Source organism: Mesorhizobium sp. M4A.F.Ca.ET.022.05.2.1, from assembly GCF_003998845.1.
In the GTDB taxonomy this organism is placed as follows: domain Bacteria; phylum Pseudomonadota; class Alphaproteobacteria; order Rhizobiales; family Rhizobiaceae; genus Mesorhizobium.
Window position 1 is genome coordinate 1 of record NZ_RZOJ01000015.1, and the last position, 19769, is coordinate 19769.

Consider the following 19769-nt stretch of genomic DNA (forward strand, 5'->3'; position numbering starts at 1 on the left):
ACTTGAAGTCGATCGACATGCGACGGGCGCCGCCGGCGCGCGGCGGTTTCCTGTCGGCCGTCCTGCTCGAGCAAATGGAGCGCACGCTAGGGAAAAAAGAACAGTCGCTGCTGTTCCTCAACCGGCGCGGCTATGCGCCGCTGACGCTTTGCCGTGTGTGCGGCCATCGCTTCGGCTGTCCGGTCTGCTCGGCCTGGCTGGTCGAGCACCGCTTCCGCGGCCAGCTCGTCTGCCACCATTGTGGGCACAATGAGCGGCGGCCGGAGTCCTGCCCGGAATGCGGCACGCTCGACCATCTCGTCGCCTGCGGTCCCGGCGTCGAGCGCATCGCCGAGGAGGTGGTGACGCATTTTCCGGACGCCCGCACCATCGTCTTGTCGTCGGACCTGATGGGTGGCGTGCGCCGGCTGCGGCTCGAGTTGGAAGCCATCGCCAATGGCGAGGCCGACATCGTCATCGGCACGCAACTCGTCGCCAAGGGCCACAATTTTCCCAATATGACACTGGTCGGCGTGGTCGACGCCGATCTCGGCCTCGCCAATGGTGATCCGCGCGCCGCCGAGCGCACCTTCCAGCTGCTCAGCCAGGTGACGGGCCGCGCCGGCCGCACCGGCAAGAAGAGCCTCGGTCTGCTGCAGACCTACCAGCCGGACCATCCGGTGATGCGGGCCATCGTCTCCGGTGACGCCGAGGCCTTTTACGAGCGCGAGATCGCCGAGCGCGAGCGGGCGGCGCTGCCGCCCTTCGGCCGGCTCGCCGGCGTCATCGTCAGCGCCGCGACGCGGGCCGAAGCGGAGGCGCATGCGCGCGGCCTGCGCCGCGCCGCGCCGCAGGCCGCGGACCTGTTCGTGCTTGGCCCGGCCGAGGCGCCGTTGTCACTGCTCGGCGGACGCCACCGCTTCCGCCTGCTGATCCAGGGCGAGCGGCGCGCCGACATGCAGGGCTTCATCCGCGCCATGCTGGCCGAAGGGCCGAAATTGCGCGGCTCGGTTCGCGTGCAGGTCGATATCGATCCGCAGAGCTTTTTGTGAGATTACGAAACTACTCCCGTGGACCAGTCTCAGCGAAGGGGTCCAGGTAGGATACATCCAGAACCGCAAAATGCCGGACATTGGCCGTCAAGACTGAGAGGCCATTCAAACGAGCGGTCGCGGCGATCAGGATGTCCGCCAAGCCCGGGTTAAAGCCTCTTGCGAGAGCGGCGTCCTCCAATTTGCCGGCTTCCCTCGCGATTGCCGTGTCGACTGGCAGAATGCGCTGATCGAATTCCGCCAGCAGCCGTTCGAACCATTCGCCAATACGTGCCGCCTTCGAATTCGCGCCAGATCGCTTCAGCTTCGCAATGCCCTTTTCCACCTCCAGAACGACAATGGAAGACATATGCCATGAGCCGCGCGCCCGCTGTTCGGCAACCCATGTCTGAACGTGCGAGGGAAGGGGAGCACGGTCAGGTTCAAAGGCCGACAGGAACGACGTATCCAGCAGATAGCCAGTCAAAACTCGACGTCCCGGGACGGCGATTCGTTTCGCTCAAACTCGATGCCGCCGGGGTAATGAAGCAGGAAATCCACGAAGTCCTGCTGGCTGTTCTGCGGATAGAGCTTCTGCCCCTCTTCAATCGGGACAACCATGGCCGTTGGTTTGCCATGCTTTGTGATGACGGTAGGCTCACCATTCTCGGCGGCCTCGACGAGCGCTGAGAAACCTGCCTTGGCCTCCCGAACCTGCATCGTCTTCATAAACTGCCTCCTTGTAGTCTCATGTGGTCATAATATAGGAATTGCTGGAAAGGAACAGCCACCGTGAAAACCCTTGGCCTCATCGGCGGCATGAGCTGGGAATCGACCGCCATCTACTATCGCCTGCTCAACGAGATCGTGCGTGAGCAACTCGGTGGCCTCCATTCGGCGAAGCTGCTTCTGTGGTCGTTCGACTTCGCCGAGATCGCCGAGCGCCAGCATGCCGGCGACTGGCGGGGAGCGGGCGTGCTTCTTGTCGAGGCTGCGCGCAAGCTGGAGGCGGGCGGTGCGGACGGCCTGGTGGTCTGCACCAACACCATGCACAGGCTGGCGGATGAGGTACAGGCGGCGGTGTCGATACCGCTAATCCACATCGCCGATGCTACGGCGGTCGCGGTCAGGGATGCCGGCGTCAGGCGGCCGGCGCTGCTCGCCACGCGCTTCACCATGGAGCAGGATTTCTACAAGGGCCGGCTTGCCGAGAAGTATGGCCTGCAGCCGGTGGTGCCCGGCCAGGCCGGCCGCGACATGGTACACCGGGTGATCTATGACGAACTCTGCCAAGGCATCGTCAAATCCGAATCGCATGTGGCCTATGTCGAGGAAGTTGGCCGCCTGCGGCGCGATGAGAACATCGACGGCGTCATCATGGGCTGCACCGAGATCACCATGCTGATCGGCCAGGCGGACTTCGACATTCCGGTGTTCGACACCACGCGCCTGCACGCCGAGGCGGCGGTCGCATTCGCCCTGTCTTGATACGCCTTCCTAAAGTTCCGGCGCCATCTGGCGCGCGGCTTTTCCTCCGCTAGAATGCCCCGGTTTTCAAACAGGCATTTACGAGGGGGCAAGATGGAATTTGCGTTTCCTTGGCCGATGAGCCAGGGCGAGTGGCTGGCATGGTCGAGCGCCGTGGCGACCTTGCTCATCGGCCTGTTGCTGTTCCTGGCGCCGAACCTCGCTTTCAGGATCCTCAGGCTGCAGGCCAGGCCGGAGAAGGCGGCGGCGATCGCCGAGGGGCGCGGCCGCATGTCGGGCTTCTATCTCGGCGTCAGCCTGTGCTGCATCCTGCTCGCGCAGCCGCTGCTTTACATGGCGCTCGGCTTCTCCTGGCTGTTCACCGCTTTCGGCCGTTTGCTGTCGATGATGTCGGACGGCGCCAACACCCCTTTCAATTGGGCTTCCATCGTGGTTGAACTGGTGCTGGCGGCGTTGCCGCTGGCCTTTGCTTTCGGCTTTTTGCCCTGAATCACCGACTAATCCGCCGCTTGCGGCCGGGCTCTACCGCCGGATGCGACAAAAGTGCCTGAAAACCATGCCGGACGACGCATTGCGGTCTTAAAAGGCCTGTGCTAGACGGCAATCGACTTTCGGCCGGGGATAGCGGAAGCCGCGCCTCCGTGCTTGGAAAAATGCAGTAAGGTCAAAGATTTAGCCAGAGTTCTCGCTCGCGCCAACAATCTGCGGCCTGTCAGACAAGAGAAAAGACGGTCCGTGGCTCAATCGTCATCGCCAATCTCAGCTGTCGCAGAACGCTATGCGGGTTCGCTGTTCGAACTCGCGCTGCAGGCAAATTCGGTCGCCCAGGTCGAGGCCGACCTCACCAGTTTCGAGGCGCTGCTTGAAGGCAGCGCCGATCTTTCCCGGCTGATCAACAGCCCGGTGTTCTCCAGCGAGGATCAGGCCAAGGCGATCGCCGCGATCGTCGCCAAGGCAAAGCTCGGCGGGCTCGCCGGCAATTTCCTGCGCGTCGTCGCCAAGAACCGCCGCCTGTTCGCAGTGCCCGGCATGATCAAGGCTTTCCGCCGCATCGCCGCCGATCATCGTGGCGAGGCTTCGGCCGAGGTCACCTCGGCGCATGCGCTGACGGCGGCGCAGCAGACCGAACTGAAGGCGGCGCTGAAGGGCGTTGCCGGCAAGGACGTGGCCATCACGGTCACCGTCGACCCGTCGCTGCTCGGCGGGCTGGTGGTCAAGATGGGCTCGCGCCAGATCGATACGTCGCTCAAAACCAAACTCAATTCGCTCAAGCTTGCACTGAAAGAGGTCGGCTGATGGACATCCGCGCCGCGGAAATTTCCGCAATTCTGAAAGACCAGATCAAGAATTTCGGCAAGGAGGCCGAGGTCTCCGAAGTCGGCCAGGTGCTGTCCGTCGGTGACGGCATCGCCCGCGTCTATGGCCTCGACAATGTCCAGGCCGGTGAAATGGTCGAATTCCCCGGCGGCATCCGCGGCATGGCGCTGAACCTCGAAGCCGACAATGTCGGCGTCGTCATCTTCGGCAACGACCGCGACATCAAGGAAGGCGACACCGTCAAGCGCACCGGCGCCATCGTCGACGCGCCTGTCGGCATGGGCCTGCTTGGCCGCGTCGTCGATGCGCTCGGCAACCCGATCGACGGCAAAGGCCCGATCAAGGCGACCGAACGCAAGCGCGTCGACGTCAAGGCGCCCGGCATCATTCCGCGCAAGTCGGTGAACGAGCCGATGTCGACCGGCCTCAAGGCCATCGATGCGCTGATCCCGGTCGGCCGCGGCCAGCGCGAGCTGGTCATCGGCGATCGCCAGACCGGCAAGACCGCGATCATTCTCGACACGATGCTGAACCAGAAGTCGGTGCACGAAAACGGCCCCGAAAAGGAAAAGCTCTACTGCGTCTACGTCGCCGTCGGCCAGAAGCGCTCGACCGTCGCGCAGTTCGTCAAGGTTCTCGAGGAGCGCGGCGCGCTTGAATATTCGATCGTCGTTGCCGCCACCGCTTCCGACCCGGCGCCGATGCAGTTCCTGGCGCCGTTCACCGGCGCCACCATGGGCGAGTATTTCCGCGACAACGGCATGCACGCGCTGATCAGCTATGACGACCTGTCGAAGCAGGCCGTCGCCTATCGCCAGATGTCGCTGCTGCTGCGCCGCCCGCCGGGCCGCGAAGCCTATCCGGGCGACGTCTTCTACCTGCACTCGCGCCTGCTCGAGCGCGCCGCAAAGCTCAACGACGATCTGGGCGGCGGTTCGCTGACCGCGCTGCCGATCATCGAGACGCAGGCCAACGACGTGTCGGCCTACATCCCGACCAACGTGATCTCGATCACCGACGGCCAGATCTTCCTCGAAACCAACCTGTTCTTCCAGGGCATCCGCCCGGCGGTCAATGTCGGCCTGTCGGTGTCGCGCGTCGGTTCGTCGGCGCAGATCAAGGCGATGAAGCAGGTTGCCGGCTCGATCAAGGGCGAGCTCGCGCAGTATCGCGAAATGGCGGCCTTCGCGCAGTTCGGCTCCGACCTCGACGCCGCCACGCAGCGCCTGCTGAACCGCGGCTCACGCCTGACCGAACTCCTGAAGCAGCCACAGTTCTCGCCGCTCAAGGTCGAGGAGCAGGTTGCGGTGATCTTCGCCGGCGTCAACGGTTACCTCGACAAGCTGGCGATCAACCAGGTCGGCAAGTTCGAGCATGGCCTGCTCAGCCACATGCGCTCGGCCGGCAAGGAAGTGCTCGACGGCATTCGCAAGGAGAAGGCGCTGTCGGACGATCTGCGCGCCAAGCTCAAGGCCGAGATCGACGCCTTCGCCAAGACCTTCGCCTAAGAAGAAGCCGGACGCACGGGATCAGGTTTGAAGCATGCCTTCATTAAAAGACCTTCGTAACCGTATCGCCTCGGTCAAGGCGACGCAGAAGATCACCAAGGCGATGCAGATGGTCGCCGCGGCGAAGCTGCGCCGCGCGCAGGAAGCGGCGGAAGCGGCGCGTCCCTATTCCGAGCGGATGGGCGCGGTGCTGGCCAACATCACCCAGGCGATCGGCGGCGGCGGCGATGCTCCGGCGCTGATGACCGGCACCGGCAGGGACGACGTGCAACTGCTCGTCGTCTGCACCGCCGAGCGCGGCCTCTGCGGCGGCTTCAATTCGCAGATCGCCCGCCTTGCCCGCGACCACATCCGCAAGCTCCTGGCCGACGGCAAGCAGGTCAAGATCATCTGCGTCGGCAAGAAGGGCTACGACATCCTGCGCCGCGACTACGCATCGCTGATCCTTGAGCGCGTCGACCTGCGTGAAGTGCGGACGCTCGGCTTCGCCAATGCCGATGCGATCGCGAAGAAAGTCATCCACCTCTTCAACGAGGGCGGTTTCGACGTCTGCACGCTGTTCTATTCGCAGTTCAAGTCGGTGATCAGCCAGATCCCGACGGCGCAGCAGATCATCCCGGCGGCGACTGCCGCTTCTGCTGCTGCCGAGGCGACCAACGGCGGCAACGCCGTCTACGAATACGAGCCGGAGCCGGGCGAGATCCTCTCCGACCTCATCCCGCGCAACATCTCGGTCCAGATCTTCCGCGCGCTGCTCGAAAACGCAGCCGGCGAGATGGGCGCCAAGATGAGCGCCATGGACAATGCGACGCGCAACGCCGGCGACATGATCAACAAGCTGTCGATCACCTACAACCGCCAGCGGCAGGCGCAGATCACCAAGGAATTGATCGAAATCATTTCGGGCGCCGAGGCGCTCTAGTCGCGGGCCCATGTGGAGGTCGCTGACCTCCATGCGGACAGCGCGAGAAACAGAAAGACGAAAAGGGCAAAGACGATGGCGAAAGCAGCTACCCCGAAGACCGCCGCCAAGGCGGCACCGGCCCCCAAGGCGGCGGCACAGGCTCCGGCAGCAGCCGCGAAGGCCGCTCCGGCCAAGAAGGCGGCGGCACCGGCCAAGGCAGCACCGTCCAAGGCGGCGAGTGTCGCCGTCAAGAAGACCGGCGCCGTCGGCAAGGTCCGCCAGGTCATCGGCGCCGTCGTCGACGTGCAGTTCAGCGACCACCTGCCGGCGATCCTGAACGCGCTGGAAACCTCCAATGTCGGCAACCGCCTCGTGCTCGAAGTGGCCCAGCATCTCGGCGAGAACACAGTGCGTTGCATCGCCATGGACTCCACCGAAGGCCTGGTCCGCGGCCAGGAGGTCTATGACACCGGCGCGCCGATCTCGGTGCCGGTCGGTCCCGGCCTGCTCGGCCGCATCATCAACGTCATCGGCGAGCCGGTCGACGAGGAAGGCACGGTCGACGGCGTCGAACAGCGCGCCATCCACCAGCCCGCTCCGGCCTATGTCGACCAGTCGACGGAAGCGCAGATCCTGGTCACCGGCATCAAGGTGCTCGACCTGCTTGCTCCTTACGCCCGCGGCGGCAAGATCGGCCTGTTCGGTGGCGCCGGCGTCGGCAAGACGGTGCTGATCCAGGAACTGATCAACAACGTCGCCAAGGCGCATGGCGGCTTCTCGGTGTTCGCCGGCGTCGGCGAGCGCACCCGCGAAGGCAACGACCTCTATCACGAGTTCATCGAATCGGGCGTCAACAAGAAGGGCGGCGGCGCCGGCTCCAAGGCCGCTCTCGTCTATGGCCAGATGAACGAGCCGCCGGGCGCCCGCGCCCGCGTCGGCCTGACCGGTCTCACCGTCGCCGAATATTTCCGCGACCAGGGCCAGGACGTGCTGTTCTTTGTCGACAACATCTTCCGCTTCACGCAGGCGGGCTCGGAAGTGTCGGCGCTGCTCGGCCGTATCCCTTCGGCCGTGGGCTACCAGCCGACGCTCGCCACCGACATGGGCGCGCTGCAGGAGCGCATCACGACCACGACCAAGGGCTCAATCACCTCGGTGCAGGCGATCTACGTGCCGGCCGACGACTTGACCGACCCGGCGCCGGCGACCTCGTTCGCCCACTTGGACGCCACCACCGTGCTCAACCGCGCGATCTCGGAAAAGGGCATCTACCCGGCCGTCGATCCGCTCGACTCCACCTCGCGCATGCTCGATCCGATGGTCGTCGGTGAGGAGCACTACCAGGTGGCGCGCCAGGTGCAGTCGATCCTCCAGCGCTACAAGTCGCTGCAGGACATCATCGCCATTCTGGGCATGGATGAGCTGTCGGAAGAGGACAAGCAGACCGTTGCCCGCGCCCGCAAGATCGAGCGCTTCCTGTCGCAACCGTTCTTCGTCGCCGAAGTGTTCACCGGCTCGCCGGGCAAGCTGGTCGACCTCGCCGACACCATCAAGGGCTTCAAGGGCCTCTGCGCGGGCGACTACGACCACCTGCCGGAAGCCGCCTTCTACATGGTCGGCGGCATCGAGGAAGCGGTCGAGAAGGCCCAGCGCCTGGCGGCTGAAGCGGCATAAGAAGCGAATAGCGAATAGGGAGTAGCGAATAGGAATACCAGCGCGGCGGATTTGTTCTTACTACTCGCTACTCGCTATTCCCTGCTCGCTAATTTGATCATGGCTGAAGCTTTCAAGTTCGAACTGGTCTCGCCGGAGCGCCTGCTCGTTTCCGAGCAGGTTGAATCTGTCGTCATCCCCGGCGCCGAAGGCGAGATGACCGTGATGGCGCTGCACGCGCCGGTCATGACCACGATCAAGCCGGGCGTCGTCACGGTGAAGACCGTTGCGGGCAAGGAAGAACGCTATGTGGTGTTCGGCGGCTTCGCCGACATCGTGCCTTCCGGCTGCACGCTGCTTGCCGAGTCGGCGGTGGCGGTCGGCGACATCGATCGCGCGGATGTGGCACGCCGCATCCAGGAGGCGAAGGAAGACGTCGCCGACGCCAAGGACGACCAGGCCCGCAGCAAGGCAGAGCAATTCCTTAGCCAGCTCACCACGCTGGAAGGCGCCATCCTGCCGGCCTGAGATCAGGCTTCCACCGGAGATTGCAAAAGCGGGCTTGCCCCGCTTTTTTGTTTAGTGGACAGTCCGGCTGCCTTTGCGTGGGGGGGTGGCCGATGACGCAGCAATCAGACCAGCGAGAAATTGCGCCGCGATCCAGGTGGTCGACGGCGCTGGTGTCGGCCTTTGGCGGGCCGTTCGGCGGGTTTCTCTGGATCGGCGCCGGAAGGCCGGCGCTTGCCGTCCTGATTGTGTTCAGCGCCCTCGGCGTCGCGGCTGTCTATATCGGGTTTCCGGTGCTGCCGGGCGCCGATCTTGCCGGGCTGGCCAATTTCTCAGGGTTCGTGTTGATGGTCCTGTGGATGGCGCTCGTCGTGCCCTTCGCGCATCGCTTCAAGCCGGACAAATGGTATGCGCACGGGCTTTCGGTGCTGGTGCTCGTCCTGCTCACCTCGTCGGTGCCGGCCTTGCTGATCCGATCGTTCCTGTTCCAGCCGTTTTCGATTCCCTCCGGCAGCATGGTGCCGACACTGCAGGAAGGCGACTATCTCTTCGTCTCCAAATTCGCCTACGGCTACAGCCGCTACAGCGTGCCGTTCAATTTGCTGCCAATCGAAGGACGTGTGCTAGGCGCGGAACCCAAGCGTGGGGATGTGGTGGTCTTCAAATTCCCGTCCGACCCAAGCATCGACTATATCCAGCGGATCGTCGGCTTGCCGGGCGAGAAGATCCAGATGGTCAACGGCGCGCTCCACATCAACGATGTGCCCGTTGGTCTCGAGGATGCCGGCACGTTCCCGTACGAGGAGATGGCGCAGCCGGCCAGGCTTCAGCGCGAGACCTTGCCAGGCGGGGTCAGCCATTTCGTTCTCGACCTGACGGACAATTCGATCGGCGACAACACGCGCGTGTTCGAGGTGCCCGAGGGCCACTATTTCGTGCTTGGCGACAATCGGGACAATGCTTCCGACAGTCGATTCACCGTCGGATTCGTCCCTTACGAAAACCTCGTCGGCAGAGCAGCGCGGCTGTTCTGGAATTCAAAGGGCACCGGCTATTCGTCCCGGCAAACACTGTATGGCTCGGCTGTGGAATAGGCGAGCCATCCGTGGGTGGAACTGCAAGTCTATTCTTGCCGTTCGCCCTCTATGCCAAGCGCGGCGAAGGCCAGGGTGGGGCCGTCCCGGCGCAGGTGGACGAGATGGACAGCCACGAGTTCAATCAATGTCTGGCGCTCGGCGTGGTCCCTGGCAAAGCCAGCGAGATCGAACACCGCCGTCACCGTTTCGTTTGCCGGCAGTTGCTGGCTCAGAAGTTCCGTCAGCGCCGCGTCGAGCGGATCCGTGAAATGGGCTTCCGGCAAGGCCTTGCCGCGCGCCGCGCAGGCGGCGATCCAGGCGGCCACCACCAGGGTGAGATGGACCATTTCGGTGCCGGCTTCCAGGCACTCCAAGACTGACGCCACGATGCGCTGCGGCAGTTTCTGGCTGCCGTCATTGGCGATCTGCGCGGTACGATGGGCAAGCGCGGTGTTCGAAAAACGTTGGGCGAGTTCCGCCGTGTAGGCGCTGGTGTCGAGCCCGGCGTCCTCGGGCAGCGTCGAAATGGCCTCGGCCCACAGGCGATCGACGAACTGCCGGATCGCCGGATCGGCGAAGGCGCGGTCGACGGTCGCGTGGCCGCTGAGCAGGCCGAGATAGGCGATGCCCGAATGCGCGCCGTTGAGCAGTCTCAGCTTCATGTCCTCGAAGGGGCCGACATCGGCGACCATGGTGACGCCGAATTTTTCCCAGGCCGGCCTGCCGGCCGGAAAATCGTCCTCGACGACCCATTGGCAGAACGGCTCGGTCATCACCGGCCAGGCATCCTCGACGCCGAGCTCGACCGCGATGCGTGCCCGGTCGGCATCGGTGGTCGCCGGCACGATGCGGTCGACCATGCTCGATGGGAAGGCCACTTCGTTTGCAACATGGCTGGCAAGAGGGGCATCGCCCGGTGGGGCGAGCTGGACATCGCCCTGTCGGGCGAGCTGGACATCGCCCTGTCGGGCGAGTCCTGCATCGCGCAGCATCGCGAATTCGGCCAGCAGCCGGTGCAGCGTGGCGCCGTTGGCCGGCAGGTTGTCGCAGCAAAGCACGGTGAAGGGCGGCGTGCCGGCGGCGCGGCGGCGGGCCAGCGCTTCCGTGAGGAAACCATGCGCCGTGCGCGGCGATCCCGGATTGGCCAGATCGTGGACGATGTCGGGGTGGGTTTCGTCGAGCCGGCCGTCGGCTGCCCTCAGATAGGCCTTTTCGGTGATGGTCAGCGTGACGATGCGGGTGCGCGGGTCGATAAGCGCCGCCAGCACCGCGCCTGGGTCCTCGGGCGCCACCAGCATCGACTGGATCGAGCCGATGACGCGCAGGCTCTCGCCGCCGCTGTCGCGGATCGCCAGCGCGTAGAGCCCGTCCTGTGGCGCCAGCGCATCGCGCGTGTCGGCGCTGCGCAGCGAGACGCCGACAATGCCCCAGTCACGCTCTCCCGCCGCCAGGCAGTCGTCGACATAGGCGGCCTGATGGGCGCGGTGGAAGGCGCCGACGCCGAGATGGACAATGCCCGGCGCGATGTCGTCCCGATCATAGGCTGGAACCGAAACCTGATTTGGCAAGGACCGCAGCGTCCCATCGGAGAGGCGGCCGTGGGTCATGGCACCAAACACGCTGAGAGGTTTCGGCGGAGCGGCATTTTGATGTCCCGTGCGATGGATCCGATGCGGGGTATCATCTGTTCCCCGCTGCCGCAAGCAGGCTCAGGAACGCCGTTCGCGTTGACATCACTCCTGTCCGACCATACCGGTACTCCCTCCTGGAGGAGCCGTTATGTCCACGATCGCGCTGACCGATCCGGATCTGCTGTTCCCGTCGGAAGCGAATGCGCGCTCGCTGGGCCGCGCGCCATATGCCGGCGTGGAAAAGCTGCCGTCAGCCCGCACGGCCTTACCGATCGGCTCTAGAATGTGTTGTGCCTTCCTGGCGCGACTCGTCGCCGAGCACCGGCTGTGCGAGGTCGAGGCGCATGAGTTGGCAGGCGAACTTGCCTATGCGCTCGCCAAGAAGGCCTATCGGGTTGGGCGCGATCACGAAGGCACGGCGCCATCGATGACAGACAGGTGTTGGACATCATGAGCAGGACAGAGCCCGACCTTTCCGCCTTCAGCCTTGCCGGCAAACGCGTCCTGGTCACCGGCGCCAACACCGGCATCGGCCAGGGTATCGCGGTGTCGGTCGCGCGTGCCGGCGGCGCGGTGATCGGCGTCGGCCGCTCGGCGATGGATGAGACCGCCGAAAGGATAGAGGCGGCCGGCGGGAGCATCGAGGCGGTGCGCTGCGACCTTGCCGACTCGACCGCCGCGCAGGCGATGCTCGATCGGGTCTGGCGCGACAGCGGACCGCTCGACGGCCTGGTCAACAATGCAGGTATCATAAGGCGAGCCGATGCGGTCGAGTTGACCGAGGCCGACTGGGACGACGTCATCGACGTCAATCTGAAGACGGTGTTCATGCTCAGCCAAGGCTTTGCCCGGCATGTGCTTGCCGAACCCGGACGGCGCGGCAAGATCGTCAACATCGCTTCGGTGCTGAGCTTCCAGGGCGGCATCCGCGTCGCCTCCTACACGGCCTCGAAGCACGGCGTGCTCGGCATCACCCGGTTGCTCGCCTGCGAGTGGGCGCAGAAGGGCATCAACGTCAACGCCATCGCGCCGGGCTATATCGAGACCAACAATACCGAGGCGCTGCGCGCCGATCCCGATCGCCGCGCCTCGATCATGGCGCGCATCCCGGCCGGCCGCTGGGGCCGGCCGGAAGACATTGGCGACGCGGCCGTGTTCCTGCTGGCGCCGGCGTCCGACTATATGCATGGCGCCGTGGTGCCGGTGGATGGCGGCTGGCTGGCGCGCTGAGAGAGGCGAGATGACCGTGACGAAGATATTCTCGCATGCCGGCGAGGCTGCATGGACGCCGACGCCGGACGGCAACCGCCGGCGCGTGCTCCTCCACACGGACGAGCTGATGATGGTCGAGTTCGGCTTCGACAAGGGTGGCGTCGGCGCGCTGCATTCGCATCCGCATGTGCAGGCGAGCTACGTCGCCGAAGGCCGCTTCGAGGTGACCGTCGACGGCCGGACCGAAGTTCTGGAAGCCGGCGGCAGCTTCATCGTTCCGTCCAATATGCCGCACGGCGTCAGGGCGCTGGAGGCCGGGCGCCTGGTCGACAGCTTCACGCCGCACCGAGCCGATTTCCTCGGCTGATTTTTCTGACCGTAATCTAGCGCGGCAAGGCGTGGTCGCGTCGGCTCGCGGCGAGCAAGCGATGGGTGGCTTCGATAATCGCCTCGGCCGGCGTATCGGAGACTTTCGCCGATCGCCCGCGCCTAGGCGCGGTGACCACCTCGACGGTGTTCGACAGCGGCCGCCAACGTTCCATGTTAGCGCCATTGTTGATGATCACCGCCGGGGTCATGACGGTGGCGAACAGATGCCCCAGACCGCCTTCCATGCCGACATAGGCGGCCGCCATTTCGCCGAGCGCAAGCAGCAGGTCGCTGAATGCTTCGGCATCGAGCCCAAGCTCCGGGCCGACCAGTTGAAGACGGGGTTCCTTCGCGGCAAGGGTCTGCGGGCTCGGTCCGCTGCCCGGGGTGACCAGATAGAGCACCCGGCAGCCGGCATCGATGAGGTTGCCGGCGACGGCGGCGACCTGAGCGTCGCTCATGAACTTGTTGCCCTTGGCGTTGCCGCCAAGAAGGATGAGCGGACGCTGGTCCGCGCCGCGCAACTGACGCGCCATGGCGCGGGCAGCCTTCGGAACGTCCAGCCTGTGGTCGAATGGCAGATGCCTGCCGGCCAGCCGCTCCACCAGCCGATGGTAGCGCCAGGCATTGTGTTCGGGACGCAGCGTCCATCTGACGCCCGCACGCCAGGACAGCATATAGCCGGCAAAATTGGGCTCGTAGCGAACGCCGCGGCCGATGAGCTGCAATCCGGTCACCAGCAGGCCGGGCACGCCGGTGCGGAAATCGACGAGCGTCGTTTGCCCGCCGCGCGGCTTGAACTCGGCGAGGACAGCCGAAAGCGGCGTCACCGCCCTGAAATCGTCGATGAGGGAAGCGACGTGCTTCCGCAAGACACCGGTGAGCGAGGAGTTGCCCATTGTGCCATAGACGATGTGGCTCTGCGGGAAGGCCGTTCTTGCGGCCCGCAGTGCCGGCAGCCTCAGCAATCCGTCGCCGAGGGCATCGTTGCGGGCGTAGAAGATCAGCAGCGGTGCGGTCGAACCCATGCCAGTGCGGAATCCGTGACTCAGGGCGGAAATGGGTGGCCTCGATCGAGGCGCGCTCTGGTCCGGCCGCTGATACTGAAGCCGTCCTGGGGAGTCAAAGGCGATCTGCCGCGCACGGAAACAGAAAACCCGCGCCTCCGGGGAGGCGCGGGTATGTTGCCTGGGCGCGTATGGCGCCGCGGTACTCAAAACATCACCGCAGGACTGGGACGGTGCCGCAACATGGTGAAGATAGGTTTAACGCGGGCTCGAATGAGGTTCACGGCGACGCTCCCGCCTGTGGATAAGCCAGGCCATTTGCAGGCACCTGAAAATGCACGTATCTGACCATGTTCGTGGGCGGAGAGGCAAAGCTTGAACGAAGGCCGGAAAGAGGCTTGTCAGCCCGGGACTCGCGTCGTTCTGGCGGTTCGGCGACATGGGCCCATCATCACGCCGGGCATGCTGCCGGGCGACGATGGCGACAACATCAACGGCCCGTCGCTGATCAGGGTACCCGACTGGCTGCCGGGCCGGCTCGGCGCCTACTATCTCTATTTCGCCCACCACACGGGCACGTATATCCGGCTCGCCTACGCGGATTCGCCGCAGGGTCCGTGGCGGGTCCATCCCGGCGGGGCGCTGTCGCTCGAACAATGCCCGTTCCTGCGAGAGCACATCGCTTCGCCGGACGTGCATGTCGACGATCAGAGCCGCCGCCTGGTCATGTATTTTCACGGACCGACCGAGGCCGGCGGCCGTCGCCAGACGAGTTTTGCTGCAACCTCGCCCGACGGCATCCATTTCGAGCCCCGTCCGGAGCCGCTCGGGCCATCCTATGCGCGGATCTTCCGCCACGGTGGCTGGTGGTACGGGCTTTTCGGCACCGGCACCGTCACGCTGTCGCGCTCCAGCGACGGGCTTTCGGGCTTCGAGCCGGGCCCCGTGTTGTTGCCTGCCTCGGGCCGCCGTCTCTCCCCCAGGCATGTCGCCGTGCAGACATGCGGCGAGCGGCTCAGGGTCTACTACACGCGCCGGGGCGATGCGCCGGAGCGGATCCTCCACGGGACCGTCGACCTCGCGCCGGACTGGCAACGCTGGAAGGTGCGGGGCAAGACCGAACTGCTGCGGCCGTCATGTGGATTCGAAGGCAATGGCGAGCCTGTCCGGCGCAGCCGGACGGGGCTGGCAAGAGGCCGGGAAAACGCCTTGCGCGATCCGGCGATCTTCGAGGAGGACGGCCGGACATGGCTGCTCTATGCCGCCGCCGGCGAGAGCGGCATAGCGCTGGCCGAAATCCATTCGATGCCGGAGCGGATGGCGGACCGGCTTGCCAGAACCATTCGCCGGGTGGCCTCGCCGCTGTCGGAACGGCTTCGACGCCTCGGGATCCGGACCAAGCAGCCCAGGCGGATATTCATAGCCGGCTGCGCGCGCAGCGGAACCACGCTCGCCCGCCGGCTGATGGGCTGTTTCGACGACACCTATGTCCATGAATTCGAATCGCCCTTTCCAAAGCTGCTCGAACTGAAACGCCCGCATGCCAGTCTCGTCGTCAAGCGCACTGCCCAAAGCCACGAGCAGCTATGGCAACTGCCCGCCGGCATCGGCCTGATCTATTGTGTGCGCCATCCTTTCGACGTGCTGACCAGCGCGCATCCGCAGACGGTGCATCTGCGCCCCTTTCATGTCACGACCGAACGCTGGGGGGCGGAGTATGCCGGCTTGAACCGGTTGCGCGAGGCCCAGCCGGCGCGCAAGATCCTCTACCTGCGCTATGAGGATCTGATTGCCGAGCCGGATGCCGCGCAGGCGAGGATCTCCGGCGCGTTCGGCCTCGCGCCGGCGATCCGCTTCAGCGCCGATGCGGATAATCCGATCCGCGCCACCTCGTTGCGGAAATGGGAACGCAATGAGGCGCTCAGGACCTATCTCCAGGGTCTGCCGCCGGCCTTCCTCACCCGCGTCGAGATGTTCTGCCGCGAATTCGGTTATGAGTTGCCGTCAGATCTGAACGCCGGAAAGGGCGAACGTGGACAGTGAGTCGCGTCATCGAGCGCCTGCAGCGGCGCATGATCCGCCCGCTGGCAGCCGACCAGAACGCAGGCGGCACACGCGGCGGGTGGCGCTCGGGCGATCTTGCCTTTAAGACCATCGCCTCGACCAAACCGGGGACCATCGGGTGATGCATAGATCGGCGGCGAGCGTCCCGGCGGATGCACGGGATGCCAAGCATCGCGTCCTCAAGGACGTGTTCGGCTACGACGATTTTCGCCCCGGCCAGGCCGCTGTGATGGAAGCGCTGCTCAACGGCCGCCATGTGCTGGCGGTGATGCCGACCGGCGCCGGCAAATCGCTCTGCTACCAGGTCCCGGCGCTGGTGCTGGGCGGGCTCACCATCGTCGTGTCGCCGCTGGTGGCGCTGATGCAGGACCAGGTCGCGGCGCTGCGTCTGGCGGGTGTGGCCGCCGACACGATCAATTCCTCGCTCGACCGCGAGGCCAATGTCGCCGCCTGGCGCCGTGTCGCGTCGGGCCAGACGCGGCTGCTCTATCTCGCGCCGGAGCGGCTGATGACCGAGCGCATGCTCGATGCGCTGGCCAGGCTCGACGTCCGCCTGATCGCCATCGACGAGGCGCATTGCATTTCGCAATGGGGGCCAGCGTTCCGGCGCGAATATGAAGACCTGTCGCGGCTCGGCGGCATCTTCCCGGATGTGCCCGTCATCGCGCTGACGGCGACGGCGGACGAAGGGACTCGCGCCGACATCGAAGCCCGGCTGTTCTCCGGGCGCGTCGAGACCCTGGTGCTGGGCTTCGACCGGCCGAACATCAAGCTTGCCAGCGAGGCCAAGCAGGACAGCAAGCGCCAGTTGCTGCGCTTCATCGAACGCCATCCAGGGCGCAGCGGCATCGTCTATTGCCTGTCGCGCAAGAAGACGGAGGAGGTGGCGGCCTTCCTCGAGAAGAACGGCGTCACCGCGCTCGCCTATCATGCCGGCATGAGCAAGGACGCGCGTGAAGCGAATCAAAACGCCTTCATGACGCTCTCCGGCGTCGTCATGGTGGCCACCATCGCCTTCGGCATGGGCATCGACAAGCCCGACGTCGCCTATGTCGTCCACACCGACCTGCCCAGCAGCCTGGAAGCCTATTACCAGGAGATCGGCCGCGCCGGCCGTGACGGCCGGCCGGCAGAGGCGCATATGCTGTTCGGCCTCGGCGACATCCGCACGCGCCGCATGTTCATCGACGATGAAGATGCGGCGCCCGAGCACAAGCGCCGCTCGCATGGCCGGCTCGACACGCTGATCGGCTATTGCGAGACGGCGCAGTGCCGGCGCCAGGTGCTGCTCGGCTATTTCGGCGAACTGGCCGAGCCGTGCGGCAATTGCGACAACTGCCTCGAGCAGGTGCCGCGCGCCGACGGCAGCGCCGAGGCGCGGTTGATCCTTGCCGCCGTCGCCCAGAGCGGCGAACGTTTCGGCGCCGCCCATGTCATCGACATCCTGCTCGGCCATGAGACCGAGAAGGTGCTGGCCAGGAGCCACCAAAGGCTTGCCAGCTTCGGCAGCGGCATGGCGCACAAGCGGCCTGCGTGGCTGTCGCTGATCCGCCAGCTCGTCGCAGGCGGGTTTCTCGTGCCCGATCCGGCCGGCCATGGCGGTATCGCCATCTCCGACAGCGGCCATGTGCTCGGTCGCGGCGAGGGCTCGTTCGAGTATCGCGTCGAGACCCGGCACCGCTCCATGCGCGGCAAGGCGCGCTCCGCCGAGGGTGGCGGAGCGGACATGGAAGGCGTGGATGCCGCGCTACTCGCCACGCTCAAGACGCTGAGGCTGCGCCTGGCTAAAGAACGCCAGGTGCCGGCCTATGTCGTCTTCTCCGACCGCACGCTGATCGACATGGCCGACCGCCGCCCGCGCGACCTCGACGCCTTCGCCGAGGTGAACGGCGTCGGCGAGGCCAAGCTGAGGGAGTTCGGCGAGGTCTTTCTCGAAGCTATCGCGGGGCATCGCGCGGTCTAGGTCAGGCGCAACCGCCGAGACCGAGGGACAAACTCCCGGGCCGCGGACGCCCTGTCTGCCCAGACCACGTCCGGCGATCGCAACCGCGCATTCCGGCCGGCAGTTGCCGAACGCCGATCGGCAGGAGCCACGTTCCGCTGAATTTTTCCCCCGCCGCGGCGAAATTCCGACAAAGGCTGTGCCGGAAAAGCTCTAGGTACGACGCTGCTGGAGGAACCAGCGCAGGTTTTGAGGGCTGTCAGCCCCAAGTGGAATGCACGAATGACGATAATCATCGACAATGCCGCAAATTGGCGCGACATCGCGCGCGTGGGAGACGGCGAAAAGCTGGCGTTGGCGCCGGCCGCCTGGGATCGCATCGCGCATGCGAACCGCATCGTGGCAAGCCTCGTCGAAAAGGGCATCCGCGCCTATGGTGTGAATACGGGCGTCGGGGCGCTTTCGAGCCAGGTGGTGGCGCCGGCCCTCCAGGAGAAGCTGTCGCGCAACATCATTCTCAGCCACGCTTGCGGCGTCGGCGAACTGGCGCCCGAACGCGGCATCCGCGCCATCATCGCCGTGCAGGTGGCAAACTTCGCGCATGGCCATTCGGGCGTGCGGCCTGAGATCGTCCGCAATCTGCTCACCTTCCTCGAGCGCGGCTGCATTCCGGAAGTTCCTTCTCGGGGATCCGCCGGATATCTCACGCACAATGCCCATATAGCGCTGGTGCTGATCGGCGAGGGCATGGCAAGGGTCGCCGGGCGCAGGATGAACGGTCGCGAGGCTTTGGCCGAGATCGGCCTCGAGCCGCTGGTGCTGGGCGCCAAGGAAGGTTTGAGCCTCGTCAACGGCACGGCGTGCGCAACCGGCCTGACAAGCATCGCGGTGGCTCGCGCCGAGCGTCTATTGGGTTGGGCCGATGCCGCCGCGGCGCTCACGCTGGAGGCCGCCGGCGGGCAGATGGCGGCCTTCGACGAAGATGTGCTTGCCATGCGGCCTTCGCCCGGCATCCAGTCGGTTGGCGCTTCATTGCGGCGCCTGCTCGACGGCAGCGGGCTGATCGCGGCTGCGCATGGCAGTCGCACGCAAGACGCCCTCAGCCTCCGCGCGGTGCCGCATGTGCATGGCGCGGCGCGTGAGGTGCTGGAGCGTTCCGCGCAACTGGTCGATCGTGAACTGGCTTCGGTAACCGACAATCCCATCGTATCCGGCTCGCTCGATGACCCGCGGGTGTTTTCGCAGGCGCATCCGGTCGCGGCCGCGCTCGGGCAGATCGCCGACGGGTTGACGATTGCGCTGGCGCAGGTTGCCGCCATGAGCGAACGTCGCATCGACCGCCTGGTCAATCCGCTGGTCAATAATCTGCCGGCATTTCTGGCGGCGGAAGGCGGTTGCAATTCGGGCTTCATGATCGCCCAGTACACCGCCACTTCGCTAAGCAACGTCAATCGGCGCCTTGCCGCGCCGGCAGCAACCGACGGCGGCGTCACATCCGGCTTGCAGGAAGATTTCCTGGCGCACCCGACGGTGGCGGCCAACAAGCTCTTGGCGGTCATCGACAACGCCGAATATATTCTGGCGATCGAACTCATGGCAGCCGCGCAGGCGCATGATTTCCTGTCCGACCGCGCGGCACGGGCGCCAGGCACCGATGCCATCTATCGCGCCATCCGCCAGCGCGTCGCGCACTACGGCGACGACCGCCCGCTCTCCTGGGACATGGAAAAGCTGCGCGATTTCATCCGCGAGGCCGATGTGGGGCAGTGAAAGGCGGATGTCGGGAGAGGCTCCGAGCCGCCCTCCTGCGCTAAAGCTTCGGAGGGGCAACCTGCTTCGCGCGACGGAGCGGGCTGTTCCGCGAAGCTCGAAGAGCGAGCAGGATGGCGGAGAGGGAGGGATTCGGTTTCACGCCTATCCTGCTGAAAATGCTAATCTTTTCGCGCTTTTTGTTACGCAGTTTGTTACACTGCTACAACTGCGATTTACAATCGCTCTTTTGAGCTCGCCTGCCCAATCCATCTTATCTGTCGAAACCGACGCAATGGCGCGGCGGTGGATTGGGTCACTCTGTCATAGTA

Annotated in this window: 20 protein-coding genes; 16 read left to right on the forward strand and 4 right to left on the reverse strand. The window is 65.3% G+C overall.

The window, feature by feature from the left end:
* Window positions 1-1031 (forward strand): primosomal protein N' (priA, locus tag EN745_RS03540; protein WP_127420552.1); only part of this gene is annotated, 1031 nt, incomplete at its 5' end.
* A gap of 10 nt (window positions 1032-1041) precedes the next feature.
* Here priA and EN745_RS03545 read toward each other — a convergent pair.
* Both EN745_RS03545 and EN745_RS03550 read right to left on the reverse strand, forming a co-directional pair.
* Complete coding sequence (locus EN745_RS03545; RefSeq protein WP_127420553.1) at window positions 1042-1497, reverse strand: type II toxin-antitoxin system VapC family toxin; 456 nt, start codon at window positions 1495-1497, stop codon at window positions 1042-1044.
* Window positions 1494-1739 carry a type II toxin-antitoxin system Phd/YefM family antitoxin gene (locus EN745_RS03550; RefSeq protein WP_126057601.1) on the reverse strand — a complete coding sequence of 82 codons (246 nt, stop codon included), beginning with the start codon at window positions 1737-1739 and terminating at the stop codon, window positions 1494-1496. Before EN745_RS03550 ends, EN745_RS03545 begins: the two co-directional genes overlap by 4 nt.
* A gap of 63 nt (window positions 1740-1802) precedes the next feature.
* On the opposite strand from EN745_RS03550, the gene EN745_RS03555 reads away from it, so the two are divergent.
* The 8 genes from EN745_RS03555 (at window position 1803) to lepB (ending at window position 9481) form a co-directional block, all read left to right on the forward strand.
* Window positions 1803-2498, forward strand: coding sequence for an aspartate/glutamate racemase family protein (locus tag EN745_RS03555; RefSeq protein WP_127420554.1), 696 nt, complete (start codon window positions 1803-1805; stop codon window positions 2496-2498).
* Between the two features lie 93 nt (window positions 2499-2591).
* A complete protein-coding gene (locus EN745_RS03560) occupies window positions 2592-2987 on the forward strand; it encodes a DUF4345 family protein (RefSeq protein ID WP_126057603.1) in 396 nt (131 codons plus the stop codon).
* Between the two features lie 246 nt (window positions 2988-3233).
* Window positions 3234-3794, forward strand: coding sequence for a F0F1 ATP synthase subunit delta (locus tag EN745_RS03565; protein WP_127420555.1), 561 nt, complete (start codon window positions 3234-3236; stop codon window positions 3792-3794).
* Complete coding sequence (gene atpA / locus EN745_RS03570) at window positions 3794-5323, forward strand: F0F1 ATP synthase subunit alpha (RefSeq protein WP_127420556.1); 1530 nt, start codon at window positions 3794-3796, stop codon at window positions 5321-5323. Before EN745_RS03565 ends, atpA begins: the two co-directional genes overlap by 1 nt.
* A gap of 34 nt (window positions 5324-5357) precedes the next feature.
* On the forward strand, window positions 5358-6245 hold the full coding sequence (locus EN745_RS03575; protein WP_127420557.1) for a F0F1 ATP synthase subunit gamma: 888 nt from the start codon (window positions 5358-5360) through the stop codon (window positions 6243-6245).
* Between the two features lie 75 nt (window positions 6246-6320).
* Window positions 6321-7901, forward strand: a complete 1581-nt coding sequence (gene atpD / locus EN745_RS03580) for a F0F1 ATP synthase subunit beta (RefSeq protein WP_127420558.1) — start codon at window positions 6321-6323, stop codon at window positions 7899-7901.
* Between the two features lie 99 nt (window positions 7902-8000).
* Window positions 8001-8408, forward strand: a complete 408-nt coding sequence (locus tag EN745_RS03585) for a F0F1 ATP synthase subunit epsilon (protein ID WP_126057608.1) — start codon at window positions 8001-8003, stop codon at window positions 8406-8408.
* Between the two features lie 326 nt (window positions 8409-8734).
* Window positions 8735-9481: a signal peptidase I gene (gene lepB / locus EN745_RS03590; RefSeq protein WP_348627271.1), complete on the forward strand. Its 747-nt coding sequence runs from the start codon at window positions 8735-8737 to the stop codon at window positions 9479-9481.
* A gap of 29 nt (window positions 9482-9510) precedes the next feature.
* Here lepB and EN745_RS03595 read toward each other — a convergent pair whose 3' ends face one another.
* Window positions 9511-11070 carry a mannitol dehydrogenase family protein gene (locus tag EN745_RS03595; RefSeq protein ID WP_127420559.1) on the reverse strand — a complete coding sequence of 520 codons (1560 nt, stop codon included), beginning with the start codon at window positions 11068-11070 and terminating at the stop codon, window positions 9511-9513.
* Between the two features lie 172 nt (window positions 11071-11242).
* On the opposite strand from EN745_RS03595, the gene EN745_RS03600 reads away from it, so the two are divergent.
* The 3 genes from EN745_RS03600 to EN745_RS03610 are packed head-to-tail and all read left to right on the forward strand — an operon-like array spanning window position 11243 to window position 12673.
* Complete coding sequence (locus EN745_RS03600; protein ID WP_127404731.1) at window positions 11243-11548, forward strand: hypothetical protein; 306 nt, start codon at window positions 11243-11245, stop codon at window positions 11546-11548.
* Window positions 11545-12324 (forward strand): 2-dehydro-3-deoxy-D-gluconate 5-dehydrogenase KduD, encoded by a 780-nt coding sequence (gene kduD / locus EN745_RS03605; protein ID WP_127404732.1) that lies wholly within the window; start codon window positions 11545-11547, stop codon window positions 12322-12324. The genes EN745_RS03600 and kduD overlap by 4 nt, the downstream gene beginning before the upstream one ends.
* Window positions 12325-12334: 10 nt before the next feature.
* The gene (locus EN745_RS03610) at window positions 12335-12673 is read left to right on the forward strand and encodes a cupin domain-containing protein (protein ID WP_126057611.1); all 339 of its coding nucleotides are present in this window, start codon (window positions 12335-12337) and stop codon (window positions 12671-12673) included.
* 16 nt (window positions 12674-12689) lie between these two features.
* Here the strand turns inward: EN745_RS03610 and EN745_RS03615 are convergent, their stop codons facing one another.
* The gene (locus EN745_RS03615) at window positions 12690-13703 is read right to left on the reverse strand and encodes a glycosyltransferase family 9 protein (protein ID WP_127404733.1); all 1014 of its coding nucleotides are present in this window, start codon (window positions 13701-13703) and stop codon (window positions 12690-12692) included.
* 354 nt (window positions 13704-14057) lie between these two features.
* Here EN745_RS03615 and EN745_RS36775 point away from each other — a divergent pair, with 354 nt between their 5' ends.
* The 4 genes from EN745_RS36775 (at window position 14058) to hutH (ending at window position 19458) form a co-directional block, all read left to right on the forward strand.
* A complete protein-coding gene (locus tag EN745_RS36775) occupies window positions 14058-15725 on the forward strand; it encodes a hypothetical protein (RefSeq protein ID WP_245487624.1) in 1668 nt (555 codons plus the stop codon).
* The gene (locus EN745_RS35915) at window positions 15722-15868 is read left to right on the forward strand and encodes a hypothetical protein (protein WP_189347473.1); all 147 of its coding nucleotides are present in this window, start codon (window positions 15722-15724) and stop codon (window positions 15866-15868) included. The genes EN745_RS36775 and EN745_RS35915 overlap by 4 nt, the downstream gene beginning before the upstream one ends.
* Window positions 15868-17709, forward strand: a complete 1842-nt coding sequence (gene recQ / locus EN745_RS03625) for a DNA helicase RecQ (RefSeq protein ID WP_127420563.1) — start codon at window positions 15868-15870, stop codon at window positions 17707-17709. Before EN745_RS35915 ends, recQ begins: the two co-directional genes overlap by 1 nt.
* A gap of 261 nt (window positions 17710-17970) precedes the next feature.
* Window positions 17971-19458, forward strand: coding sequence for a histidine ammonia-lyase (gene hutH / locus EN745_RS03630; protein WP_127420560.1), 1488 nt, complete (start codon window positions 17971-17973; stop codon window positions 19456-19458).
* Window positions 19459-19769 lie beyond the last annotated feature (311 nt).